Below are 24,094 nucleotides of genomic sequence, written 5' to 3'. Positions count from 1 at the left end.
ACGGCGGAACCCGCCGCGGCGGGGGCGGCCCTACCGCGGCACCGGTGCCCAGGGGCTCACGGCGAGCCTGTCGGTGTTGCCGAGGTCGAGGTGGGCGGGCACGGTCTGCGGCTCCCGGTCGCCGAGCGGGTCGATCTCCACGGCGCTGCCGTCGGTGGCGGGCACCGTGGCGTCCGTGACGGTGTTGCGCCACACCAGACGGGCCACCGCCGACTCGCCGGGGTCCAGGGGCACCGGCGCGGGAGCGTCGTCGAGTCCGTCGACGAGGGCGATCTCGGACACCGTGTGGAGGATCTCCACCTCCAGTGGTTCGCCGTCCCCGTCCAGCACCCGTACGCCGGGACGGCCCCGGACGGTGCGGGAGTCCTCGCCGCAGTTCACCAGCCGGACGCCCAGCACCCGCAGTCCCATGGCCGCCTCCGCCTCCTCCGCGTGGACGCGCAGTCCCGAGGCGGGGCAGGCGGAGGCGGTGGGGGAGGGCCGGGGAGAGGGGGACCCGCCGTACTGCTCGTGCCCCCCGGGGAACGAGGAGGCGAGCCGGTCGGGGCGGGGGAAGGCCGGGGAGGGCGGGGAGGAGGCCGACGAGGCGGGCTGGGAGCCGCAGGCGGTCAGCAGGCCGAGCGCCGCGAGCAGCAGGGCCGGGCGGAGGGCCGGGCGGAGGGCCGGGCGGCGTGCTCCGGACGCGATCGCGGTGGTGTCCATCCGATCATCGTTCCACGGTCTTCCTGCCCGGCAGACGGGAAGACCGCCCACCGGGCAGGTTTCCGGCTCGATCACCCCGGTGGACTCCCGAACCGAGGGACCTCCCGAGACGGTGCCCGGCACTCCGTCCGGCGACCTGCCGCCGCGGGCCGCCGCCGGCACGCGGACCTGCTGTTCGTTCACGTCCCGCCGCGCAGTACTGTCGCCGGGTTGTGCGTCACCTGAGGTCTCCGGCCCCGTTCCCCGCCGGCTCCGGCCGGTCCGAAAGGCGGCACCACCATGCCCGAACAGCACCCCCGGCCCGCGGCGCCGATGAACGAGGAGCGGAAGTTCCCCCGCGGACTCGCCGTCCGGCTCTTCGTCTACCTGATCGCCGGCCACCTGGTCGCGGCCTTCCTCTATCTGCTGTTCGAGCTGGGCGGCGGGCAGTGACGGCACGCCCCGGACCGCCTCCCGGCCCGGGGCTCAGCGGCGCACCGGCCCGGGAACGGTCATCCGGAAGGGGCGCACGGCCACCGCGAGCCGGGTGGCGGTGCGCTCCAGGGGCGGGAGCCGGTCCGACCACGAGGTGACCGTCAGCGTCCCGGGACGGAGGGTCCCCCGCAGCCGGCCGGGGATGAACAGCCGTCGCCCGGGCGAGCCGGAGAAGCCCGGCAGGGGGAGCGGTACCCCCGGCAGGCCCGGCCGTCCGGAGCCGAGGACCAGCTCGGCCAGCGGACCGTCCCGGTCGGCGACGCGTACCGCCGTCCGCCCGCCGGTGTCCGTCCAGACGAACTCGGCGAGTTCCTTGGGGAGTCCCCAGATGTCCCGCCCGCCGCGCACCGAGACGGCGTCGTCGACCCAGATGCGGTCGATCAGCAGCCCGGCCCGGCGGCCGCGGCGGACCAGCGGGCCGATGGCCAGCTCGTCGTAGCGCAAGGTGCCCTCCCGGTACCGGACCAGTCCGACGGCCAGCCGGGAGGGGGAGAACAGCGGGCGCAGATCCCCGGGAACGGGCAGCGGCCGGCGGAGCGGCAGGAGACCGGCCCACAGCCGTCCCCGGAACCGCCAGGGCGCGGGCGGCGGACAGGGCGCGGGGTTCTCCCCGGAGTCCTCCGGGACGGGACCGGGCATACTCCGCGTCTCCTTCCGTGTCGGGCCCCGGCCGGGGAGCGGTACCGGCGGTGTGTCCGCCGGCGGAACGGCCGTGCCCGTGTGCGCCTCCGGTACGGCACCGGGCGGGTGCCGCACGGAGACCGTGTGACACCCGCCCGGGACACCGTCCGGTTTCCCCGTCGCCTCCGCCCCTACTCCACGGCGGAGTTGCTGGACATGCAGCTCTTCGTCTGGCTGCCCATCTCCGGCAGCAGACCACCGAGGAGGCCGGGCCTGATGTGCTCGCTGCACATCTGGATGCCGGACGCCGGGCCGGAGGCGGACACGGAGGCGGGGGCGGAGGCGGGGGCGGTGTCGGAGGCGGTGTCGGAGGCGACGGCGGGAGAACCGGCGAGTACGGCGCAGCACAGGGCGGCACCGACGGCGGACAGGCGGAAGAGAACGCGCATGAGGAAGGTCTCCTTCGAGGTGATCGGTACTTCCACCCTCGCCCCGGTCCGGGCCTCCCGCACGGCGGCCTACTGCATCCGGCCTCCCGTGTCATCCCGGAGGGGTCGTCCCCGCACCCGGACGGACGGCGGCCGCCCCGTACGGGCTCCGGCGGCTCAGGGCGTCCGCCGTCCGGCGGGCGCCCTCCGCACGGGACCCGACGGGCGGCGCGTCCTCCTCCCCGGGCCCGGCTTCCTCTTCCAGGAGAGCCGGAGTCGGTGGTTCACAGCTCTCCTGGGGGCCGGTCGGGCCGGGACGAGTCGGCGGCCGGCCGGTTCGGGGACGGACGTGCCGGCCGCCGGCCGTGTCAGCGCGACTGCTCCGCTGACCGCTGTGCGACTCCGTCGCGGGCCGTGTCCTCCGCTTACCCATCGGCAGGGCGAACACGCATCCGGAGGACTTCCCGGAGAACGGGCGCCGGGCGGCAGCGGTGCGCCGGGCGGGGCTTCGGGCGGCCCGCCGGCCCCGGGCGAGGGCCCGGCCGGTGGCGGCGTACCACTGGACGGCCAGGACCGCGGCCAGGGCCACCTCGACCAAGTCTCCCCCGTAGTACATCAGTTGGGCACCGGTGCGCAGATCGGCGCCCGTGAAGCCGGTACCGGGCGGGGGAGTGGCGTACAGGGACTTGGCCAGCACGGCGTGCGCGGCCCCGGCCCCCAGCAGCGCCGCACCGCGCCAGGGCAGGCCCCAGCGGCGGCGCACCGGGTCGAGACGGCAGACGGCGAAGGTGAACAGCACACCCGCGGCGAGGACATGGAAGTGCAGCGCGGCCGCCAGGAGCGGCCGGCCGTGTGCGGCGGCCCACAGCGGGGTGCGGTACAGCAGCCACAGCCCGCCCACGTCCACGGCCGCGGCCAGCGGCGGGAAGAGCAGCCACCCGGCGGGCCGGGAGTGCGCCGCGGCCAGCAGGGCACGCCGGAGAGGCCCCGGACGCAGCACCCGCAGGACGAGGGTGAGCGGCCGGGCGAGCACCAGCAGCAGCGGAGCGGCCATACCGGTGACCAGATGCCCGGCCATGTGGGCGGTGAACGGCCCGCCGGGCGGGGCGAGGACGGCGGTCGCGGCCAGGGCCGTGCCGCCCGCCGCGAAGCACAGGTCCCGCGAGGGCGGCCAGGTGTCACCGCGGCGGCGCAGCCGTACGGCCGCGAGCAGGTAGCCGGTGACCACCGCCGCCGCGACCGCCGCGGCGAGCACGGCCGCGGGGGAGGGGCCCGCGCCGGCGGGGTGGAGGTGATCCGCTGCCACCGGCGTCACCCGGCCTCCACAGGCCGTACGCCGCGGCCCGCGCGCACGGCAAGGGCGGCGCCGATGCCCAGCAGCACCAGGCCCGCCGCGTTCCAGGCCAGGTCGTAGGGGAGCAGATCGACGCCGTAGCGGATCTGGTGCAGCCGCAGCAGCTTGTGGTCGACGATCCCGTCGAACAGCTGGAAACCGCCCAGTCCCAGGAACAGCCCGGCCCGGGCATGGGGGACGGACAGGGCGCGGCGGCGGCGCAGATCCGCGTAGAGCACGAACCCGGCCACCAGACCCAGCAGTTCGGCGGTGTGCAGCAGGCCGTCGGAGAGCAGCCCGACGGTGGGAGTGGCGCGGTCGTAGAAGTGGTGCCAGTTCAGCAGCTGGTGGAAGACGATCTCGTCGACCGCCGCCATGACCGCCGCGCCGATCAGCGCGCAGACGGCCAGCGACCGGCGCGGCCGGAGGCGGGCGTCCGGCGTGGGGGGCGGCTGGGAGGGCTGGGAGGGCTGGGCCATGGTCTGTGTGCTGCCCTTTCCGGAAGGGGAGGCGTACCGGACGCGGTACGCGTACCCCGCCGCCCGCCGTGTCACGGCGGGCGGCCCTCCGAAGCCGGTCTGACGCACCCCGCCGGGTGACCCGGGCCCCGCCCGCGGCCCGCCGTCAGTCGCGCAGGCCGGCCCGCTCCGCCGCCGGGGCGAAGTCCTCGGCGGCGGGGCCGAGCCACTGGCAGAGCAGGACGGTGGCGTCGTCCTGGAGCCGGCCGCCGTGGTAGTCGAGCACGGAGTGGACCAGTCGGCGCAGGGTCTCGGGGACGGGCAGGCCGTCGGAGTGGTGCCGGACGATGAAGTCGATGAAGCGGCTCAGGCCGAACTCGCGGTTCCCGGGACCGCGGGCCTCGGTGATGCCGTCGGTGTAGAACACGACGCGGTCGCCCGGCTCCAGCTGCTCCCGGCAGACGGTGGTCCGCAGGCCCAGGCCGGTGCCCAGCGGATGGGTGGGCGGGCAGCGCAGCAGGGTGCTCCAGCGTCCGCCGCGGATGACGACCGGGGGGTGGTGGCCGCGGTTGATCCAGGTGAACTCGCCGGTGCGGGTGTCCAGCTCGGCCAGGACACCGGTGACATAGCGGCTGTGGCCGAACTGCTCGACCAGCGTCCGTTCGACGGCCTCGCCGGTCTCGGCCGGACCGGCGCCCTGCCGGCGGTGGTTGCGGCAGGCGGCCACGGCGAGATTGACGGTGAGACCGGCGGCGGTGTCGTGTCCCATGGCGTCGAACACCGCGAGATGCACCACGGGCCCGGCGGTGGCGTAGTCGAAGGCGTCACCACTGATCTCGTAGGCGGGCTCCAGCGCGGCACCGATCACCACCCGGCCGTCCGCGTAGGTCAGCGGGGGCATCAGCTGCCACTGCATCTCGGCGGCCACCCCCATCGGCCGGGTGCGGACCAGACGGGCGTGGGAGTCGCTGTGGCCGCTCTTGCTGGTCAGGAGGAGCGCCGTCAGGGTGGCCAGTTGGTTCATGTCGTCGTGGACGCGCTCGTCGTCGCCGGTGGTGGCGATGTGCATGACGCCCAGGTGCTCGGTGCCGTCCAACACGGGGACCCACCACCGGTACCCCTCGGGGCCGGCTCCGGCGGCGGGCAGGGTCCGCCCGTGCTGGAAGGCCCGCCCGGGCACGGTGCCCTCGATCCTCAGCTCCGCGTCGCCGTCCGCCGCTCCCGCCCCGGCCTCCCGCCGGCCCGGGGGAAGCAGTCGCAGTACGTACTGCTGCAGATCGGTCAGATAGATCCGGATGTCGGTGAGCCCCGCGGGAGCCGCGTACTCGGCCACGGCGTCCGGCAGCAGCTCCAGGGGCAGCAGGTGGCTGGCGGACAGCAGACCGGCGAGCATCTGCCGACTGCGGAGAGCACGTTCCGGCACGGTGGCTCCTTTCCTGCTCCCCGACGGCCGTCCGTACGTCCGGGCACCCGTTCCGGACCTCATGACAGGGCGCGTGGCCCCGCCGGCGGCCGACAGGACGGGGGAATCCGCCGGCCGCCGACGAGGATGCGACCGGGGGCCTGTCATACGACTCCACCTGTCGGCACCCCGGGCGCACCCCCCCGCCTACCCGGCGCGGCGGGGTGCAAGCCTGCGGCGGCGGCTCTTCCGGAATTCATCGGTCCGTTCCCGCCCTCGGGCACCCGGAGGCCGCCGCCCCGCGGCGGCCGGTGGTGGCACCGTGGTGAACGCCGGGGCGGGGCGGCGGTCACGCGCGGCGGGCCGTCACCGCCCCGGCCTACGGAGCGGACGCGGGCGGGGCCGAGGACGCCGGGGACGCCGAGGACGGGGGCGAGGGGCAGGTCGCCGCCTGGGGGACGTCGTCGCCGTACCGTGTGAGGGAGCACAGCGTGGTGAAGCTGATCTTCCAGGTCCCCTCCTGGCGGACGGCGGTGCCCGTGGCCCCGGTGGCGACCGGGCTGCCTTCCCGGGTGAGGGTGTAGCCGACCCGGGCGCTTTCGGGGGAGGTGAAGGCCGTCCGGTCCACCCGTACGCGGAGCAGTTCGGCGTCCTCGTCGCGGGTGAAGCCCTCGATCATCAGCCGGTAGAGCTCGCCGTCCTCGACCAGGGCGGCCTTGTCGTCGACCGACGCGGCGGTGAAGAACTCCTCCCAGTTCTCCCGGATCTCCTCGGCGGCTCCGGCCGGGTCCTCCGGCGCGGTGGCGGTCACCGAGGGGGAGGGGGACAGAGAGGCGGTCGGCGGATCGGTGGCGGGACGGGACGGGGCGGTCGCGGGGGCACTGGGGCTCGGGGTGGGGGAGGGCTCCTCCCCGCCTCCGCCGGTGCAGGCCGCGGCCAGCAGCGCCGTGAGCGCTGCGAGGACTGCTGTGCGCTGCCGGACGACGCTGGCCATGACCTCACCTCGGACGGATAGGGCGGTGTCCGTTGACTACCCGTGGTGGGGGAACGCATGCCGGGTGTACGCCGGGGAACGGCCGCCGCCGGTGGTCCCGGCGGGGGCGCGGGAGAACCGTGCGAGGCGGCCGGCCGTGCCGGATTCCGGCGGTCCGCGGGCGCCGGCCGGTCCGGAGGGCCGGGGTGGCGGAGGGCGGTGCGGTAACGGTCGAGCGCGGCGTGCCGTGTCGCCGGTTGCCGCCGGCCGGCTCCGTACGGCAGCCTGCCCGGATGACCGAGATCCGGACCCTGGCGGCGGACGACTGGCGGATCTGGCGCGAGCTGCGGCTGGCGGCGCTCGCGGAGGCGCCCGGCGCGTTCGGCTCCCGGCTCGCGGACTGGCAGGGCCCCGGCGACCGGGAGGAGCGCTGGCGTGCCCGGCTGGACCTTCCCGGCGCGTGCCACTTCGCCGCCCTGCTCGCGGACAGGCCGGCCGGGATGGCCGGCGGCGTCCCCGTGCCGGAGCCGGACGGGGAGGGCGGTACGGCGGAGCTGATCTCGATGTGGGTCGACCCCGTCGCCCGGGGCCGCGGGGTCGGGGACGCGCTGGTGCGGGCGGTGGTGCGGTGGGCGTCGGCGGCCGGGTTCGGCACCCTGCGGCTGTCGGTCATGTCCGGCAACGCGCACGCGGCGGCCCTCTATCGCCGCCACGGCTTCGTGCCCACCGGGCCGGCCGGCGGCCGTCTGCTGCCCGACGGCCGCCGGGAGCACGTCATGGTCAGGACGCTGCGCGCCGCCCGGCGGGACGACACCGGCGCGCGGGACGGGTGACCCGCGGCGGGAGACACGGCACGGCGCGAGGCGGCCGGGGCGGAACGACCCGCGGGCCCGGCCGCGGAGCGGTGCGGGACGGCCGCGGCCCCGTGCCGGACGCCCGGGGGTACGGGACGGGCGGCCGGGAAGCCCGCCGGGGCCGTCACATCGCCCGGATCTTCGCGTACCGCCACAGCGCCGGCGCCTCTGCCACCAGGACCGCGACGACGACGGCGCCCAGGGCGCCCACGGTCAGGCGCACCACGGCCGCGGGGATGCGGATGCCGTTTCTCACGGGGACTTCACCTCCTTCCCGGCGAGGGCCTCTGCGGTGACCGGTTCTCCGGCGGCCAGCTTCGCCACCAGGGACTCCACCAGCGCGGCGGCCGCCGTGACGGCCTTCCGCACGGGCTCGCTGAGACCGACGGCCACATCCGGTTCGTCGCCGCGCATCCGCACCAGCGGCTCGCAGCCGACGACCAGGACCCGGGGGAGCGGTGCGCCGCCGTCGGCCGCCAGCCGCCGGGCCAGGGCCAGTACGCCGACCGGGTCCATGGCGTGTGCCTCGGGCATGCCCGGGAGTTCTTCCTCCGGGGGGATCTCCGCCTCGATGACCGACAGGGTGCCCGGTGCCCGCCCGCGGGGAACCGCGTCGACCAGCAGGGCGGTGCCGTACCCCTCCAGCAGCCGGTAGGCCAGGTCCATGCCGCGGATGCCGAAGTCCGCGACCTGGACGCCGGCGGGCAGCGTGCGCCCGCGCAGCGCGGTGACGACCTCCGGCCCGAACCCGTCGTCGGCGAGGAAGAGGTTGCCGATCCCGGCCACCAGGATCCGGGCGCGGTCCGTGCCGCCGGCCGCGGGCGGCCCGTCCGGCTCCAGCTCCTCGGCGGAGAAGAAGAAGCGGTGGCCGATCTGGCTGCTCGCCCCCAGGTCACGCCCCGGATCGCCCACCAGGGCGACCGCGACGTGCCTTCGGCCCTCGAAGTCCTCCTCGACGGCGACGATCTCGGCGGTGCGGCCGGCGAGTGCCAGGTCGAGGATGTCGGCGCCGGGGGACGGCCGCAGCCGCACCCGGTCGCCCCGGCCCAGCCGTACTCCGCCGATCACCGCCGTCCGGGCGGTGCCGGAGCCCGCGGTCCCCGGTTCCCCGGTCTCCGGATCCGGGTGCGGCCGGCCGCTCATGTGCCCTCCTGGACGGGACGGAACTCGCGGATGGTGCCGTGCAGCGCGAGCAGTTCGTCGGGGCCGAGTCCGGCGCAGCGGTCCAGGATCTCCCGGGCCCGGGGATCGCAGGCCCGGGCCTCCCGCTGCTCCTCCTCCGTCAGGCTCATCACGCCGAGGATCAGCAGCCGGTCGATCTCCGTGCCGTCGAACAGGTCGCCGGGGCTCTCCGGGGCGACCTCGGGGAAGTCGTAGAGGGTGACCGGGGAGGACAGCACGGTGCGGGCGAACGACCCGCCGCCGTCCGCTCCCCCGCCCGCCTCCGCGGGAGCGCCGGGGCCGTCGCCGGCGCCGTCGCCGTCGGTCTCGTCGTCCACGAGCACCGGCCAGGTGCCCTGGTTCCCGCAGGCCCCGGCCGCCTCCCGCAGCCGCCGGGGCGGGTCGACGAGCGAGACGAAGCGTCCGGTGGCGCTGTGCAGCACCGTGTGGGTGGAGACGAAGGCGTACGCGCAGGCCTCCTCCCGGGCACCGCGGGCGTCCGCCTCGGGGACCGGGCACGGCGTGGTGTTCACGATGTCCACGGTCAGCCGGTACACCCCGTCGGTCCCGTCGGCCCGGACGGGTTCGGCGGTGATCTCCACGGTGCCGCGCAGCGCCCGCCAGCGGCGCACCACGGCGCCCGCGGGACGGTCCGCGCCGTCCCGCAGCGGCTCGCGGTCGGTGCCCGCCGGGACGTCGACGGCGGCCCGCACCGGTCCGGAGAGGGCGGCCGCCAGGACCAGCGGGACGGACACCTCGCGTTCGGTCGCCTCCTGCCAGGCGAGATGGCGCTCGCCGTCCACCGTCAGCTCGTCCACGGCCTCGGGGCCGTCGGGTCCCGCGCGTTCCAGGCCGCGGTCCACGACGTGCAGGAACCGCACGCGGACCGACACCTGTGTCTGCCCGGCGGGGCGGCCGGAGGCGTCGAGCAGCACCTGGGTGCGCATCCGGTACGGCTCGCCGAGCGCGGTGGCGCAGGAGCGCGGGAAGACCCCGCCGAAGGTCCAGCGTTTGGTGTTCTTCAGCGCGGACCTGCGGTACGGCCAGAGCAGGTAGCCCTCGTAGAGGCAGGTGCGCACGATCTTCTCGACCTTCCCGGCGGGCCCGCCCCAGGGGGGCGCCGAATCCGGGGGCGCTGCCGGTGTCACGTCGTTCATGGTGCTCCGGTGGTCTCAGGGAGTTCTGGAAGTGCCGGAAGGCCCGCCGCTCCCCGGGGCGGTGCCGTCCGCCCGGTCGAGCAGGGCGGCGACGGTCTTGTCCCAGGTGCCCAGCACCTGCCGGGTCCGGTGGGCGTCGAGCCGGTCGTAGGTCTCCCGGGACAGCCGCAGCCAGGGACTGCCGCCGAAGTAGCGGTCCAGCAGGCCGTGCCACAGCCCGGCAGGCAGCCGGTAGGCGGCGCCCTCGGACCAGGAGATCCGGGCCGTGCCCAGCCGGCCGTCGGCGGCCCGGAAGAAGACCGTGCCGCCGAAGAGGAAGTCCAGCGGCACCTCCCCGTCCCGTACGGCGAACAGGTACTTGGTGACGGCCAGTTCGGTGTCGCAGGTGCACGGGAGGGGCAGCTCGGCCACGGTGGTGTCCTCGAACGGGGGCACCACGGTCGTGATCCGGGTCCAGACCAGGGGGCGCAGGGTGGTGCCCCACCGCTCCGGCAGGCCGAACAGCTCGGTCAGGGCCCGCCGCTCCGCTTCGCCGTGGCGGCGGCGGGCCACGTCGATCCGGACGGTGGTCGTCAGGCTGACCGAACGGACGGGCCCGCCGCCGGTCCGGGTGATCCGCAGTCCGAACCGCAGGGTGGGAACCGCGGCGAACCGCTCCGGCTCCGCGCCGGTGACCTCGAAGGACAGGGACGGGACGGCGTGCCGGGCGGACGGGCCGCCCGGCACGGCTCCCGGTGTGGCTGCCGGGGTGCTGCCGGGGCCGGTCACGGCGGGGACAGATTCGGCATCTCGGGCAGGATCGGGTCGCGGCGGCCGGGGCTGACACCGGTCGACCGGCGGGCCGTGGAGCGGCCGTCGGGCAGATGGCCCGGGGACTTCTCGTAGGAGCCCGGTTCGTTGCCCTGCCTGACGCCCCTCACATGGGCCGTCCTGTCGGGCCGCACATCGGGTTTGCCCACGGTGATACCGCTCATGGCGCCTCCTTACGGGTCGCTGATCGGGATGCGGTCGGGGGAGGTGGGGGAGGTGGGGGAGGAAGGCCGGCGGGGAGGGAGCGGAAGAAGTCCCCGATGTGCCGCCACACCTCGGGCCCGCCGTTCAGGCCCTTCCAGTGGGCGCGCACCACGGCCGCCAGGCGGTAGCAGTCGTCCAGGGGGACGATCCAGTGCTCCCGGACCCCCTCTGTCCGGTTGACCAGCAGGGCCTCGACGTCGTCGGCCGGTGCCGCGGGATCCGGGGCGCACGCAGCCAGCCCGCTCTCCACCTCGTGCCAGCGGTGCGGGTCCACGGTGGCGCGCAGCAGCCCCATCGGACTCGGGTAACCGGCCCGGATCTCGCCGGACTCCCCGGCGCGGGTGAAGAACGCCAGGCCGACGGGGACGCCGAGCCCGGCCCACAGCGCGTCGTCGAACACCTCCCCGGCCAGCCGGATCCTGCGCAGCGGCAGCAGCCGGTAGTGCGCCCCGCCCGCCTCCCGGCGGTCGAACAGCAGGGCGCAGGCGCGGCAGGCGCAGGAGACCGCGTCCGCGCGGATGTCCAGCAGATGGCGGTGCTCCGCCGGCACGGGCTGGGAGCACAGGTCGCACCGCTCCCCGCCGGGACCGCCGGGGGTGTCCCGCGGCCCGCTGCGCCCGGCCCGCCGGGCCGGGCGCAGCGCCAGCCGGCGGAGCCGGGGCGCGGGGAAGGGCCCGGGCGACGGGGCACAGGGAGGCACGGAGGCCGGGACCGTCTCCGCCACGGCCGCTCACCCGCCCCGCTCGGCGGTGAGCGCGGGTTTGCGGAAGAGGCTGTCCACCGGGATGAGCGCGGCGGGTGCCGCCACGGGGACGGTCTCGACGTCCGGGTGCCCGATCTCGGGCGCGGCGGCGGACACCGCCTCCCGTACGGCCCGCTCCAGCGCATCGGGCGAGGACTGGGACGAGGACGGACAGCCGCGCCCGCCGGCCCGCAGCCGGATCCGTGCCGCGGTGCCGGAGACCTCCAGCAGCTCCACTTCGCTCCCGCCGAAGGCCGGCCGGCGGCGCAGCGCGTCCAGGGCCCGGCGGATCCGGATCTCCACCGGATCCGGATGCAGGTCGTGCACCAGCAGCAGGTGGCCGACGAGTTCGTCGGCCGCGATCCGGTGCGCCGGTCCGGTGCCGGCGTCCCCCGCACCGTCGCCGTGGTCCGCGCCACCGGCGTCACCGGCGGCGGGAGCGCCGGGGGCGCACCGGCCGAGGTGGTCCATGATCCGGGCGAGGCACTCGCCGTAGATGTCCACCAGCGTCTCGACCGTCTCGGTCGCCCGGGCCGCCGCGGCGCTGTCCGGCAGGGTCTCCAGCCCGGCCAGCAGTTCCTCGGCCCGGGCCACCCGCGCGCGGGCGTACTCGTCGTCCCAGGTCATGGCGGCCGCCCCTACGCGAGTGCGCCGAGGGTCGGCGAGTGGCTCTGGAACAGGGTGCGGCCGCGGCCCAGGTACATGTGCACCCCGCACGGCAGGCACGGGTCGAAGCTGCGCACGGTGCGCATGATGTCGATGCCCTTGAAGTTCTCCGGCCCGTTCTCCTCGAAGATCGGGCAGCCCTGGACGGCGTCCTCGTACGGGCCCGGGGTGCCGTAGAAGTCCCGGGGACTGGCGTTCCAGGGGGTCGGCGGATACGGGTGGTAGTTGGCGATCTTCTTGTCGCGGATCACCAGGTGGTGGGAGAGCGCCCCGCGCACGGCCTCGTGGAAGCCCACGCCGATGCCCTCGTCGGGCACCTCGAAGTCCTCGAAGGTCTTGGTGCGCCCGGCCCGGACCTCCTCCAGCGCCTTGTCCACGAAGTGCAGGGCCATGGCGGCGGCGTAGGCGACGAAGTACATCCGGGCCCGGTTGCGCTCGATGGTGTTGGGGAAGGGCGGGGGCGTCCACTCCAGCCGCGTCTCGGGCATGCCGGGGGTCCTCGGCAGGTCGATTTCGACGCTGTGCCCGGTGGAGCGGACATAGGGGGTGCGCACCTTGCCGGCCAGCGCGGTGGCCCACAGCCGGGCGATCGGACCGCCCCCCGTGTCCAGGGCGAGGAAGTCGTTGGTGCGCCTGTCGTACCAGCGGGGGCTCATCACCCAGCTGTACTTGCCGCCCTCGGTCAGTTCGCGCTTCTGCGGGGCCGGGATGGTGGTCTGGTTCCACGGGTGGCGGGGGTCGACGGGGTTGCCGAGGGGGTCCTTGGCGACGTACGTCTCCTCGCCGGTCCAGTCCTCGTAGTACGAGCTGCCCAGCAGGATCCGCATGCCCAGGTTGATGTCGACCAGGTCGGTGGTGACCAGCTCGTTGTCGACGACGATGCCGGGGGTGACGAACATGGCGTTGCCCCACTCGTTCATCGTCCGGTAGTCGTAGTCGACCACTTCGGGGTCCTGGAAGGCGCCCCAGCAGCCCAGCAGGGTGCGGCGGCGGCCGACCTCCTCGTAGCCGGGCAGCGCCTCGTAGAAGAAGTCGAAGACGTCGTCGTTGAGGGCGACGGCCCGTTTGACGAAGTCCAGGCAGCGCGTCAGCCGCACCAGGTAGTCGGTGAAGACCTGCGGGGTGGCCACCGTGCCGACGCCGCCGGGGTAGAGCGTGGAGGGGTGGACGTGGCGGCCCTCCATCAGGCAGCACATCTCGCGGGTGAGCCGGCTCATGGTGAGGGCTTCCTTGTAGGTGGAGCCCTCGAAGGGGTTGTAGGAGCGCATGATGTCGGCGATCGTCCGCTGGCCGTGCACGTCGCCGCGCGGCGCCGGGGTCCGCTCGGCGCGTTCCAGCACTCCGGGGTTGGTCTCCTTGACCATGCGCTCGCAGTAGTCGACGAAGACCATGTTGTCCTGGAAGATCGTGTGGTCGAACATGTACTCGGCCGCTTCGCCCAGGTTGATGATCCAGTCCGCGAGCGGCGGCGGCTTCACCCCGTAGGCCATGTTCTGGGCGTAGATCGAGCAGACGGCGTGGTTGTCCCCGCAGATGCCGCAGATGCGGCTGGTGATGAAGTGCGAGTCGCGGGGGTCCTTGCCCTTCATGAAGACGCTGTAGCCGCGGAAGAGCGAGGAGGTGCTCCGGCACTCGGCGACCTCCCGGTTGGGGAAGTCGATCTTCGTGTAGATGCCCAGGTTGCCGATGATCCTGGTGATGGGGTCGAACGCCACCTCGGTGAGGGTGCGCTGTTCGACCGGGACGGTCTGGCTCGTCGTCACGGGGCGGTCCTCTCGGGCGTCTTCGGGGGCTTCGGCGTCTCCGGGAAGGCCGGGGCCGTCGTTCTGGCGGGCATCGTCAGCGGCCTGTCCAGCGCGGCTGGTAGCCGGAGGTCAGCTCGGCGCGGTTGTGGCGCCACTTGGGTTCCTGGTTCACGGTCCGGTTGGTGATGGCGCGCAGCGACCGCACCAGCGGTCCGTAGGCGTTGCTCAGGAAGGCGGACGACACGCTGCCGCCGGGGGGCTCGTCCATGAAGGGCATGAACTTGTCCGGGAAGCCGGGCATGGTGCAGGCGATGCAGATGCCGCCGACGTTGGGGCAGCCGCCGATGCCGTCCATCCAGCCCCGCTTGGGGACGTTGCAGTTCACCACCGGGCCCCAGCAGCCGATCTTCACCTGGCACTTGGGGGAGTTGTAGTCCAGCGCGAAGTCGCCCTGCTCGTAGTACGCGGCCCGGTCGCAGCCCTCGTGGACGGTCTTGCCGAACAGCCAGGTCGGCCGCAACTGGTCGTCCAGCGGGATGGGCGGGGCGTGGCCCGCCGCCTGGTGGAGCACCCACAGCAGGGTCTCCATGAAGTTGTCGGGCTGGACGGGGCAGCCGGGTACGTTGACGATCGGCAGTCCGCCGGCGGAGCGGAAGTCCCAGCCCAGGTAGTCGGCCAGACCCATGCAGCCGGTGGGGTTGCCCGCCATGGCGTGGATGCCGCCGTAGGTGGCGCAGGTGCCGATCGCCACCACCGCGTAGGCCCTGTGTGCCAGCCGGTCGATCCACTGGTTGAGGGTGATGGGCTCGCCGGTGTCGGGGTCGTTGCCCAGTGAGGTCCAGTAGCCGTCCCCGTTGATGTTCTCGTTGGGGACGGAGCCCTCGATGACGAGGACGAACGGGCCCAGTTCGTCGTCGGCGGCCCGGTGGAAGGCGCGGGTGAAGCCCTCGCCGGTCTCGTAGGCCAGCACCTTGTTGTGCAGGTGCACCTTCGGGATGCCCGGGATGGCGCCGAGGACGACGTCCTCCAGACTCGGCAGCGTCGCGGCGGTGACCGCGACGGTGTCGCCGTCGCAGCTCATGCCCTCCGAGATCCAGAGGATGTGGACCTCCTCGACGCCGCTGGGGGCCGGTGAGTCGGTGCTCATGGCGTCTTCCTTCCTGGAGCCTTCGGGGTGGGCGGGAGCGGGCCCGGTCCGGGGGCGGCACGGGCGAGGGTCCGCGAGTCCTCGGCAGCCGATCGCTCCAGAAGTCTGGCATTACGTGCAAACAACTACAATTCGGACGCGCGGGGCGGCGAGTGCGTCAGCCGGATGCCCCGGTATGCGGGGCCGGCACACCGCGGACGGGGGCCGGCCGCGGGGCGTGGTACGGCGCCCGGCGGACGGCCGCGGGGGAGCGGGCACCTCGGTCCCCGGCGGCATGGGCCGGACGGGCGAACTCGGTGCCACGCCGCGGCGGCGCCCCCGGCGGACCCGCCGCGGCTGGCTAGCGTGACGCCCCATGCACGAGCTGTCGATCGCCGCCGCCGTCGCCGAGAGCGCACAGGACGCCGCCCGCCGCCACGGCGCCGCCTCGGTGGAGTCGGTGCGGGTGCGGGTCGGTGAACTGTCGGGGGTGGTTCCCGACGCCCTGCGGTTCTCCTTCGAGGTGGTCACCGAGGGCACCGCGCTGGCCGGCGCCGCACTCGTCGTCGAGGAGGTGCCCGCCCGGGCCCGCTGCGGGGACTGCGCCGGGCAGTTCGCCCCGGGCACACCACCGCGGCTGTGGTGCCCCGGCTGCCGGGGCGCGGCGGTGGAGCTGGTGGCCGGACGGGAACTGGAGATCGCCGATGTGACCCTCCCGGGAGGCGACGGCTGCCCCGGGGACCGCCCGGAGCGGCGGGACGCACGGCAGAGGGAGAGCGCGTGATGTGCCGGACCGTCGACCTGAAGCAGGCCGTACTGGCGAAGAACGACCGGCTGGCGGACACGCTGCGCGCGTGGCTGTCCGGCCGCGGGACCGCCGCCGTCAACCTGCTGTCCAGCCCGGGCAGCGGCAAGACCGCCCTGCTGGAGCTCCTGCTGGCGCGGGCCGCCGGGCGCGGTGTGCCGGTCGCCGCGCTCACCGCCGACCTCGCCACCGAGAACGACGCCCGGCGGCTGGCCCGGTCCGGGGCGCCGGTGAAGCAGGTGCTGACCGGCGGGCTGTGCCATCTGGAGGCCGAGCAGCTGCGCGGGCACCTGGCGGGCTGGCTGCCGGACGGCACCCGGGTGCTGTTCGTGGAGAACGTCGGCAACCTGGTCTGCCCCGCCGCCTACGACCTGGGCGAGACCCTGCGGGTGGCGCTGATGTCGGTCACCGAGGGCGAGGACAAGCCGCTCAAGTACCCCACGGCCTTCGGCCTGGCGAACCTGGTCGTCCTCACCAAGACGGACCTCGCCCGGGCCGCGGGCTTCGACGCCGAGGCGTTCGCCGGGAACGTCCGGCAGGTCAACCCGGGCGTGGCGGTGCTGCCCACCTGCGCCCGCACCGGCCGGGGCGCGGACGAGCTCCTGGAGCGGATCCTGGCCGTGTGCGAGGGGGAACCGCCGCACCGGCCGCCGCTGGCGGCCCGGCATCTGGACGAGCACCGGCACGACCACGCGCACCCGTACGACCACGGACACGCGCCGGGCGTCCCGCACCCCGAGACCGGCCCCGGCCCCGGCACCGGAGCCCCTGTCCGGTGACGGCCCCGCAGGACAGCGGCGCGGGCGCCACCGTGACGGCCACCGCCGCCCACCGCGACCAGGTGGCGGCCCCCGGGCCCGGCACGGTCCGCCGCCGGGTCACGGTGGGCGGCACCGTCCAGGGCGTGGGATTCCGCCCCTACGTCCACACCCTGGCCCGCGAACTGGGCCTGACCGGGCATGTGGCCAACACCGCCGGCGGCGTGGTCGCCGAGGTGGAGGGCGGCGCCGACGCGGTGGAGGCGTTCTGCCGCCGCGTCGCGGAGCGGCCCCCGCCCCTGGCCGTGGTCTCCTCGGTGACCTGCGAGACCGTGCCACCCCTGGGCACCGCGCGGCCGGAGGCGGAGTTCACCATCCGGCCCTCGCAGTGCGGCGAGGGCCGTACCCGGATCCCGCCCGACACCGCCACCTGCGCGGACTGCCTGCGCGAGCTGGCCGACCCGGCCGACCGCCGCCACCGTCACCCGTTCATCACCTGCACCCACTGCGGCCCGCGGTTCACCATCGCCACCGCGCTGCCCTACGACCGGGCCGCCACCACCATGGCCGCCTTCCCCCTCTGCCCGGCCTGCGCCCGCGAGTACGCCGACCCCGCCGACCGCCGCTTCCACGCCCAGCCCGTCGCCTGCCACGACTGCGGCCCCCGGCTGCGGCTGACCCCCGCCGGCAGCACCTCCGGCTCGCCCGGCACCCCGGGCGGGCCCGCGGCCGAGGGCGCGGCGGCACTCGCCGCCGTCCGCCGGCTGCTGGCCGACGGCGCGGTCGTGGCCGTCAAGGGCCTCGGCGGCTACCACCTGGCCTGCGACGCCACGAACCCCGCCGCCGTCGCCGCCCTGCGCGAGCGCAAGGCGCGCGGGACGAAGCCCCTCGCGGTGATGTGCCCCGACCCCGGCACCGCCGCCCGCCTCGCCCGCCTCAACGCCGCCGAGCGCCGCGTCCTCACCGGCCGCCGCCGCCCCATCGTGCTGCTGCGCCGCCGCACCGACCACGGGCCGGGCCCGCTGGCCCCCGGGGTCTGCGACGGCAGCCCCGACGTGGGAGTGCTGCTGCCCTACACCCCGCTGCACCGGCTGCTCCTCGGCCTGCCCGGGGACGCCCCCGGACCGGCGGTGCTGGTGATGACCAGCGGCAACCGCTCCGGCGAGCCCATCGTGACCGACGACCGCGAGGCACTGGACCGGCTGGCCGGCATCGCCGACGCCTGGCTGTGGCACGACCGGCCCATCGCCTTCCCCTGCGACGACTCCGTGGTGCGCGTCCGCCCGGACGGCGGCGAGGTCGTGCTCCGCCGCTCCCGCGGGTACGTCCCCGAGCCGGTCGAACTGCCCGTGCCCCTGCTGCCCGCGCTGGCGGCCGGCGGAGACCTGAAGAACGCGCTGTGCCTGGGCGAGGGCCGAACCGCCTGGTTCGCCCCGCACCTGGGGGACCTGGACGACCCGGCCGCCCTGCGGGCCCTGGACGGCGCCGAGCGGCGGATGCGGGCGCTGACCGGGGTCGACCCGAAGGTGCTGGCCGCCGACCGCCACCCCGGCTACCGGTCCACACGCTGGGCCCGCGCCCGCGCCGCCGGCGGACCACCGCCGCGCCTGGTCCAGCACCACCACGCCCACATCGCCTCCGCCATGGCCGAGAACGGGCTGGACGGCGGTGCCCCCGTCATCGGCGTCGCCTTCGACGGCACCGGCCACGGCGACGACGGCGCCGTCTGGGGCGGCGAGGTGCTGCTGGCCGACTACGCCCGCCACCGCCGGCTGGCCCACCTGGCGTACGTACCGCTGCCCGGCGGCGACGCCGGCGTCGGCAACCCCTGCCGGATGGCACTGTCCCAGCTGCGCTCCGCCGGTCTGCCCTGGGATGCGGACCTGCCGTGCACGGCCGCCTGCCCGCCCGAGGAGCGCCGGGTCCTCGCCCGGCAGCTGGAGCGCGGCCTGGCCTGCGTACCGACCTCCAGCATGGGACGGCTGTTCGACGCCATGGCCTCCCTGGTGGGCCTGTGCCACCGGGCCGGCCACGAGGCGCAGGCCGCCGTCGCCCTGGAGGCCGCCGCCGCCCGCGTCTGGGCGGACGGCGGCCCCGGCTACTCCTTCGCGCTGCGCCCCGCACCCGGCGGCGACGGACTCCCGGCACTGCTCGACCCGGCCCCCGTCCTGCGCGCCGCCGTCGCCGACCTGCGCTCCGGCACCCCGCCCCCGGTGATCGCCGCCCGCTTCCACCGGGCCGTGGCGAAAGCGGTGGAGGCGGCCTGCCGGCTGGCGCGCCGGCGGACCGGCACGACCCTCGCCGCCCTGACCGGCGGGGTGTTCGCCAACGCGCTGCTGGACCAGGAGTGCGAACGGCGGCTGCGCGCGGCCGGGTTCACGGTGCTGCGGCACCACCGGGTGCCGCCCGGGGACGGCGGACTGGCCCTCGGGCAGCTCCTGGTGGCGGCCCGCGCCGGCTCCCCGTGACCCGGCGGCGGAACCGACCCCACCCACAACACCCACGACGACGGACGGAGAACACGTATGTGCCTGGCGGTGCCCGGCAGGGTGACCGGGATCGAGGAACGGGACGGCACGCGCATGGCGCGGGTCGACTTCGGCGGCGTGGAGAAGGACGTGTGCCTCGCCTACCTGCCCGAGGTGGAGACGGGCGAGTACGTGATCGTCCACGTGGGCTTCGCGCTCCAGCGGCTGGACGAGGAGTCGGCCCGGGCCTCGCTGGAGCTGTTCGAACAACTCGGACTCCTGGACGAGGAGTTCGGCGACGCCTGGGAGCGCGCGGCGGCCGAGGCCGGGGCGGAGGACCGGCCGGAGCCCGCCGCCGCACCGGCGGTACAGGAGGGCAACCGGTGAAGTACATCGACGAGTTCAACGACCCCGCGCTGGCACGGCGGCTCCTGGAGGACATCCACGCCACCGTCACCCGGCCCTGGACCATGATGGAGGTCTGCGGCGGCCAGACCCACTCGATCATCCGCCACGGCATCGACCAGCTGCTGCCCGAGACCGTCGAGCTCATCCACGGCCCCGGCTGCCCGGTCTGCGTGACACCCCTGGAGATGATCGACAAGGCGCTGGAGATCGCCTCCCGCCCCGGGGTGGTCTTCTGCTCCTTCGGTGACATGCTCCGGGTGCCCGGCAGCGAACGCGACCTGTTCCGCGTCAAGGGCGCCGGAGGCGACGTACGGGTGGTCTACTCGCCGCTGGACGCCCTGGACATCGCCCGGCGGCACCCGGAGAAGGAGGTGGTCTTCTTCGGTGTCGGCTTCGAGACCACCGCGCCCGCCAACGCGATGGCCGTCCACGAGGCGCGGCGGCGCGGCATCCGCAACTTCAGCGTGCTCGTCTCGCACGTGCGCGTGCCGCCCGCCATCGAGGCGATCATGAACGCGCCGCACTGCCGGGTCCAGGCGTTCCTGGCCGCCGGCCACGTGTGCAGCGTGATGGGAACCGCCGAGTACCCCGCCCTGGCCGAGCGCCACAAGGTCCCCGTGGTGGTCACCGGCTTCGAACCGCTGGACATCCTGGAGGGCGTACGCCGCGCCGTCCACCAGCTCGAACGCGGTGAGCACCGGGTGGAGAACGCCTACCCCCGCGCGGTGCGGGAGGCCGGCAACCCCGCCGCCCGGCGGATGCTCCAGGAGGTCTTCGAGGTCACCGACCGGGCCTGGCGCGGCATCGGGGTGATCCCCGGCAGCGGCTGGCGGCTGGCGGGGGCGTTCCGCGAGTACGACGCCGAACACCGCTTCTCCGTCACGGAGCTGACGGCCCGGGAGTCCGAGGTGTGCCGCAGCGGCGAGGTGCTCCAGGGCCTGATCAAACCCAACGAGTGCGCCGCCTTCGGCACCACCTGCACCCCGCGCACCCCGCTGGGCGCCACCATGGTCTCCAGCGAAGGCGCCTGCGCCGCCTACCACCTCTACCGGCGCCTGGACCGCCCGGCGGGAACGACGGCCGGGAGCACCGCCGGGGACACGGCGAAGGAGGCGACCTCCGTTGGCTGACGGCACCGACCCCTACACCGACCCGTACACCGGTCCCTGCGCGCCGGCGTCGGCCGGCGACCCCGCGCCGGCGGACCCGGCGAACTGGTCCTGTCCCGCCCCGCTGCGCGACCACCCGGTCGTCGTCATGGGACACGGCGGGGGAGGGGCGCTCTCCGCCGAACTGGTGGAGCACCTCCTCGTCCCCGCCTACGGCAACGAGACGCTGGCCGCGCTCGGCGACTGCGCCCAGGTGTCACTGGGCGGTGCCCGGCTGGCGATGTCCACCGACTCCTACGTGGTGCGGCCGGTGTTCTTCCCCGGCGGGAGCATCGGCGATCTGGCGGTCAACGGCACGGTCAACGACCTGGCCATGAGCGGCGCGCGGGCCGCCTTCCTGTCGTGCGCGCTCATCGTCGAGGAGGGCACCGACATGGCGGTCCTGCGCCGCGTGGCACAGGCGATCGGCACCGCCGCGGCGGCCGCGGACGTCGCGGTCGTCACCGGCGACACCAAGGTGGTCGACGCCGGCCACGGCGACGGCGTCTACGTCAACACCGCCGGGATCGGACTGGTCCCCGAGGGCGTCGACATCCGCCCGCAGCGTGCCGCGCCCGGCGACGCGGTGATCGTCAGCGGGCCCCTCGGGCTGCACGGGGTGGCCGTCATGAGCGTCCGCGAGGGCCTGGAGTTCGGGGTGGAGATCTGCAGCGACACCGCTCCCCTGGGCGGCCTGGTGCAGGCGATGCTGGCGGTCACCCCGGACATCCACGCGCTGCGCGACCCCACCCGCGGCGGACTGGGCGCCGCGCTGAACGAGATCGCCGCCGCCTCCGGCACCGGCGTCGTCCTCGCCGAACGCGACCTGCCCGTGCCCGAGGCGGTGGCGAACGCCTGCGGATTCCTCGGCCTGGACCCGCTGTACGTGGCCAACGAGGGACTGCTGGTGGCCTTTGTCCCCCGGCAGCACGCCGACGCCGTCCTCGCCGCGATGCGCGCCCACCCGCACGGCGCCGGCGCCGCCGTGATCGGGGAGTGCGTGGCGGACCACCCGGGGACGGTGGTGGCCCGCACCGGGCTGGGCGGCACCCGGGTGGTGGACCTGCCGCTGGGCGAGCAGCTGCCCCGCATCTGCTGACCCCCGCCCGGCACCCCACCGGCCCGGCCGGCCCGGCCGCCCCCGATGGCGCCGACCGGGCCGGCCGGGCCGGAAACGGGCACTCCCGCACCCCGGACGGGCATGTCCCGGCAGGTGTCCGGACACGTTCGCCGGTCCCGCGGAGGAGCCGGCGGGCAAGCGGTATCTTCCCGGGCGGGGACCTGTCCCCGGCACCACCGGCGGCACAGCGGGGCGAGGATCCACCGGGCCCCGCGGGGCGCCGTCCGCGGCCCGGCCGCTCCCGCACACCGACGACCGCTTCCCCCGCCGACGAGGTGCCTGTTGAGAATCGAGATCCTGGGCCGGCCGAAGGTCATCACGGACGACGGCGCGGTCCTGCCGGTGACGGGGACGAAACCGGCACTGCTGGCGGCGCTGCTGGTGTTATGGGAGGGCAGGCCGGTCGGAACCCCTCTGATCAGGGAGTTCCTGTGGGGAGACGGCGCACCGGCCTCCGGTGCGGCCAACATCCAGACCTATGTGTGGCGGATCCGCCGGATCCTGCGGAGGGCCACCCCCGGCGGTGACGCCCGGCTGGCGTACGAGTCGGGCGCCTACCGCCTCGGTCTGGCCCCCGGGGAGTGTGACTTCCTGGAGGTCGTGGATCTGCGGGCCGCCGCCGCCCGGGCACTGTGCGAGGAGGACCTGGTGAGGGCCCTCGAGCTGTTCCACGCGGCCCTGCGGCTCTGGCGGGGGGACCCCCTCCCGGCGGCGGGGGCGTCCTCCTCCCTGACGCTGCTCGGCGAGTCGCGGCGGACGGCGGAGATACGCCTCACGCTCCACGAGGGGCGGCTCGCGACCGCCCTGGCCCTGGGCAGGCACCAGGGCACCGTCGTGGAACTGCGCGGACTGCTCGCCGAGCATCCGCTGCGGGAGCGCCTCCACCAGCTGCTGATGTGCGCGCTGTGCCTGGAGGGTGATCCCGGCGCCGCCCTCCGGGCCTACCGGGACATGAGCCTGCGGCTCCGCGCCGAGCGGGGCGCCGGCCCCGGGGAGGGGCTGCGCCGCGCGCACCGGTCGCTCCTGGCGGACGGGAGCGTCTGCCCGCGCGAGACCCTGCGGGCCGTCGTCCCGCAGCGCTCGGCCCCCGGGCTCCGGCCGCTGCCGACGGGCCGGTGACCACCCGGCACCGCGGCGCCGGCCCGGCGGCCGGGAACAGGGGGCAGGGTGACAGGGGCCGGTGACGTCCCGGCGCTCATCCGCTCTTCCCGGCTCCGGCCGCCGGGCCGGGCCGGCCGATCGCCGCCGCCAGCAGGGCCGCCACCGCGCACAGCAGGGCGGAGCCGAACCAGACGAGGTCGTAGGAGCCGAGGGAGTCCCGCAGCAGGCCGCCGGCGAAGGCCATCAGCCCGGCGCCCACCTGGTGGAAGGCGAGTGTCCAGCCGAACACGATCGCGCCGCTCCGCTCCCCGTAGACCTCCCGGACGGCCGAGAGCGCGATCGTCGGCGGCACGGTGGCCACGTCGAGCAGCCCGAAGAAGACGACGAAGGCGATCAGGGGCCAGTGGGCCTCCGGCCCGAGCAGGTACGGCAGGCACACCAGCGAGAGCGCGCGCATCCCGTAGTAGCACGAGAGCAGCAGCCGGGGGTCGTGGCGGTCGGTGAGCCAGCCGGACAGGACCGTGCCCGCCACGTTGAAGACGCCGATGAGCGAGAGCAGCCCGGCCGCGACCGTGGTCGGCATGCCGTGGTCGTGCGCCGCGGGTACGAAGCCGGTCCACATGACGCCGTTGGTCGACGCGCCGCAGATGGCGAAGGTGCCCGCGAGCAGCCAGAACGTACGGGTCCGGGCCGCCGCGCGCAGCACCGCCACCGCGTGCCGGGCGGCGCCCGGGACCGGAGCCGGCGGGGGGACGGGCCGGCCGCTCCCGTAGGGCCGCAGGCCGAGGTCGGCCGGATGGTCGCGCAGCAGCAGCCAGGCGAGCGGGACGAGGGCCAGGGCGGCCAGCGCCACCGTCACCGTGACCGGACGCCACTGGTACCGGTCGATGCCCCGGGAGAGCAGCGGCAGGAAGGCGAACTGCCCGAAGACGCCCGCCGCCGTCAGGATGCCGGTGACCAGGCCGCGCCGCGCGCCGAACCAGCGCTGGACCACGACCGCCGCGAAGCCCATCGCGACGGAACCGCAGCCCAGACCGACCAGGAGCCCCCAGTAGAGCGTCAGCTGCCAGGGCTGGGTCATGACCGCCGTCAGCGCCGCGCCGGCGCCGACGGCGACAAGGGCGCCCGCGGCCACCCGGCGGAGCCCGAACCGGTCCATCAGGGCCGTGGCGAAGGGCGCGACCAGCCCGGTGACGGCCATGTTCACCCACACGGCGAACCCGATCGAGCCGCGCGACCAGCCGAGGTCCCGGTGCAGCGGGGTGACCAGCAGACCGGGCATGGTGCTGAAGGCGCCCGCGGCCATGACGGTCAGCGCGGCCGCGGCGGCGATCCACCAGGCCCGGTGCACCCGCCCGCCGCGGGTGGCGGACGGAGTCGTGATCGTCTGTGTCATACGCCCATGCTGTTCGGCCGCTCCCGCGCCGACG

General features: G+C 75.4%; 26 protein-coding genes. 9 read left to right on the top strand and 17 right to left on the bottom strand.

The features are described 5' to 3' along the window. Positions 1-30: 30 nt before the first annotated feature. A complete protein-coding gene (locus tag V1L54_RS12520; RefSeq protein ID WP_330118035.1) occupies positions 31-702 on the bottom strand; it encodes a DUF4232 domain-containing protein in 672 nt (223 codons plus the stop codon). A gap of 279 nt (positions 703-981) precedes the next feature. On the opposite strand from V1L54_RS12520, the gene V1L54_RS12515 reads away from it, so the two are divergent. Then, entirely contained in the window at positions 982-1,134 is a 153-nt protein-coding gene (locus tag V1L54_RS12515) for a DUF6126 family protein (protein ID WP_330118034.1), read from the top strand. A gap of 33 nt (positions 1,135-1,167) precedes the next feature. Here V1L54_RS12515 and V1L54_RS12510 read toward each other — a convergent pair whose 3' ends face one another. The 6 genes from V1L54_RS12510 to V1L54_RS12485 all read right to left on the bottom strand — a co-directional run bounded on the left by V1L54_RS12510 (position 1,168) and on the right by V1L54_RS12485 (position 6,412). Continuing rightward, positions 1,168-1,815, bottom strand: coding sequence for an acetoacetate decarboxylase family protein (locus tag V1L54_RS12510; protein ID WP_330118033.1), 648 nt, complete (start codon positions 1,813-1,815; stop codon positions 1,168-1,170). A gap of 173 nt (positions 1,816-1,988) precedes the next feature. Further along, on the bottom strand, positions 1,989-2,246 hold the full coding sequence (locus V1L54_RS12505) for a hypothetical protein (protein WP_330118032.1): 258 nt from the start codon (positions 2,244-2,246) through the stop codon (positions 1,989-1,991). Positions 2,247-2,337: 91 nt separating this feature from the next. Then, complete coding sequence (locus V1L54_RS12500) at positions 2,338-3,531, bottom strand: cytochrome c oxidase assembly protein (protein WP_330118031.1); 1,194 nt, start codon at positions 3,529-3,531, stop codon at positions 2,338-2,340. Between the two features lie 5 nt (positions 3,532-3,536). Next, the gene (locus V1L54_RS12495; RefSeq protein ID WP_330118030.1) at positions 3,537-4,037 is read right to left on the bottom strand and encodes a DUF2243 domain-containing protein; all 501 of its coding nucleotides are present in this window, start codon (positions 4,035-4,037) and stop codon (positions 3,537-3,539) included. A gap of 145 nt (positions 4,038-4,182) precedes the next feature. Further along, complete coding sequence (locus V1L54_RS12490; RefSeq protein WP_330118202.1) at positions 4,183-5,409, bottom strand: PP2C family protein-serine/threonine phosphatase; 1,227 nt, start codon at positions 5,407-5,409, stop codon at positions 4,183-4,185. Between the two features lie 388 nt (positions 5,410-5,797). Next, on the bottom strand, positions 5,798-6,412 hold the full coding sequence (locus tag V1L54_RS12485; protein WP_330118029.1) for an MTB12 C-terminal domain-containing protein: 615 nt from the start codon (positions 6,410-6,412) through the stop codon (positions 5,798-5,800). A 272-nt stretch (positions 6,413-6,684) separates the two neighbouring features. On the opposite strand from V1L54_RS12485, the gene V1L54_RS12480 reads away from it, so the two are divergent. After that, positions 6,685-7,224 carry a GNAT family N-acetyltransferase gene (locus V1L54_RS12480; protein ID WP_330118028.1) on the top strand — a complete coding sequence of 180 codons (540 nt, stop codon included), beginning with the start codon at positions 6,685-6,687 and terminating at the stop codon, positions 7,222-7,224. A gap of 145 nt (positions 7,225-7,369) precedes the next feature. Here the strand turns inward: V1L54_RS12480 and V1L54_RS12475 are convergent, their stop codons facing one another. The 9 genes from V1L54_RS12475 to V1L54_RS12435 form a co-directional block, all read right to left on the bottom strand. Beyond that, positions 7,370-7,501, bottom strand: coding sequence for a DUF6893 family small protein (locus V1L54_RS12475; protein ID WP_330118027.1), 132 nt, complete (start codon positions 7,499-7,501; stop codon positions 7,370-7,372). After that, positions 7,498-8,388, bottom strand: a complete 891-nt coding sequence (locus tag V1L54_RS12470; protein ID WP_330118026.1) for a hydrogenase maturation protease — start codon at positions 8,386-8,388, stop codon at positions 7,498-7,500. The genes V1L54_RS12475 and V1L54_RS12470 overlap by 4 nt, the downstream gene beginning before the upstream one ends. After that, positions 8,385-9,563 (bottom strand): hypothetical protein, encoded by a 1,179-nt coding sequence (locus V1L54_RS12465; protein WP_330118025.1) that lies wholly within the window; start codon positions 9,561-9,563, stop codon positions 8,385-8,387. The genes V1L54_RS12470 and V1L54_RS12465 overlap by 4 nt, the downstream gene beginning before the upstream one ends. Positions 9,564-9,578: 15 nt before the next feature. Then, positions 9,579-10,289 (bottom strand): DUF6084 family protein, encoded by a 711-nt coding sequence (locus V1L54_RS12460; RefSeq protein WP_330118024.1) that lies wholly within the window; start codon positions 10,287-10,289, stop codon positions 9,579-9,581. Between the two features lie 38 nt (positions 10,290-10,327). Next, entirely contained in the window at positions 10,328-10,537 is a 210-nt protein-coding gene (locus V1L54_RS12455) for a hypothetical protein (protein WP_330118023.1), read from the bottom strand. Continuing rightward, positions 10,534-11,301, bottom strand: coding sequence for a DUF5947 family protein (locus tag V1L54_RS12450; RefSeq protein ID WP_330118022.1), 768 nt, complete (start codon positions 11,299-11,301; stop codon positions 10,534-10,536). Before V1L54_RS12450 ends, V1L54_RS12455 begins: the two co-directional genes overlap by 4 nt. A 6-nt stretch (positions 11,302-11,307) precedes the next feature. Beyond that, positions 11,308-11,946, bottom strand: coding sequence for a NifU-related iron-sulfur-binding protein (locus V1L54_RS12445; RefSeq protein WP_330118021.1), 639 nt, complete (start codon positions 11,944-11,946; stop codon positions 11,308-11,310). A gap of 11 nt (positions 11,947-11,957) precedes the next feature. Continuing rightward, entirely contained in the window at positions 11,958-13,748 is a 1,791-nt protein-coding gene (locus V1L54_RS12440) for a nickel-dependent hydrogenase large subunit (RefSeq protein ID WP_330118020.1), read from the bottom strand. 76 nt (positions 13,749-13,824) lie between these two features. Further along, positions 13,825-14,877, bottom strand: coding sequence for an NADH-quinone oxidoreductase subunit B family protein (locus V1L54_RS12435; protein ID WP_330118019.1), 1,053 nt, complete (start codon positions 14,875-14,877; stop codon positions 13,825-13,827). Positions 14,878-15,232: 355 nt separating this feature from the next. Here V1L54_RS12435 and hypA point away from each other — a divergent pair, with 355 nt between their 5' ends. From hypA to V1L54_RS12400, 7 genes are all read left to right on the top strand, one after another. Continuing rightward, positions 15,233-15,640 carry a hydrogenase maturation nickel metallochaperone HypA gene (gene hypA / locus V1L54_RS12430; RefSeq protein WP_330118018.1) on the top strand — a complete coding sequence of 136 codons (408 nt, stop codon included), beginning with the start codon at positions 15,233-15,235 and terminating at the stop codon, positions 15,638-15,640. Then, the gene (hypB, locus tag V1L54_RS12425; RefSeq protein ID WP_330118201.1) at positions 15,640-16,440 is read left to right on the top strand and encodes a hydrogenase nickel incorporation protein HypB; all 801 of its coding nucleotides are present in this window, start codon (positions 15,640-15,642) and stop codon (positions 16,438-16,440) included. The genes hypA and hypB overlap by 1 nt, the downstream gene beginning before the upstream one ends. A 62-nt stretch (positions 16,441-16,502) precedes the next feature. After that, a complete protein-coding gene (gene hypF / locus V1L54_RS12420) occupies positions 16,503-18,887 on the top strand; it encodes a carbamoyltransferase HypF (RefSeq protein WP_330118200.1) in 2,385 nt (794 codons plus the stop codon). A gap of 57 nt (positions 18,888-18,944) precedes the next feature. Then, positions 18,945-19,274 (top strand): HypC/HybG/HupF family hydrogenase formation chaperone, encoded by a 330-nt coding sequence (locus tag V1L54_RS12415; protein ID WP_330118017.1) that lies wholly within the window; start codon positions 18,945-18,947, stop codon positions 19,272-19,274. Further along, complete coding sequence (hypD, locus tag V1L54_RS12410; RefSeq protein ID WP_330118016.1) at positions 19,271-20,425, top strand: hydrogenase formation protein HypD; 1,155 nt, start codon at positions 19,271-19,273, stop codon at positions 20,423-20,425. The genes V1L54_RS12415 and hypD overlap by 4 nt, the downstream gene beginning before the upstream one ends. A gap of 127 nt (positions 20,426-20,552) precedes the next feature. Continuing rightward, a complete protein-coding gene (hypE, locus tag V1L54_RS12405) occupies positions 20,553-21,542 on the top strand; it encodes a hydrogenase expression/formation protein HypE (protein ID WP_330118199.1) in 990 nt (329 codons plus the stop codon). A 303-nt stretch (positions 21,543-21,845) separates the two neighbouring features. Beyond that, positions 21,846-22,682 carry an AfsR/SARP family transcriptional regulator gene (locus V1L54_RS12400; protein WP_330118015.1) on the top strand — a complete coding sequence of 279 codons (837 nt, stop codon included), beginning with the start codon at positions 21,846-21,848 and terminating at the stop codon, positions 22,680-22,682. A gap of 76 nt (positions 22,683-22,758) precedes the next feature. Here V1L54_RS12400 and V1L54_RS12395 read toward each other — a convergent pair whose 3' ends face one another. Beyond that, the gene (locus V1L54_RS12395) at positions 22,759-24,060 is read right to left on the bottom strand and encodes an MFS transporter (protein WP_330118014.1); all 1,302 of its coding nucleotides are present in this window, start codon (positions 24,058-24,060) and stop codon (positions 22,759-22,761) included. Positions 24,061-24,094 lie beyond the last annotated feature (34 nt).

Origin of the sequence: Streptomyces rubellus (assembly GCF_036323805.1) — a bacterium.
Taxonomy (GTDB): domain Bacteria; phylum Actinomycetota; class Actinomycetes; order Streptomycetales; family Streptomycetaceae; genus Streptomyces.
Note: the sequence above shows the minus strand (reverse complement) of the source record. Positions and strands in the feature narration are given on the sequence as shown.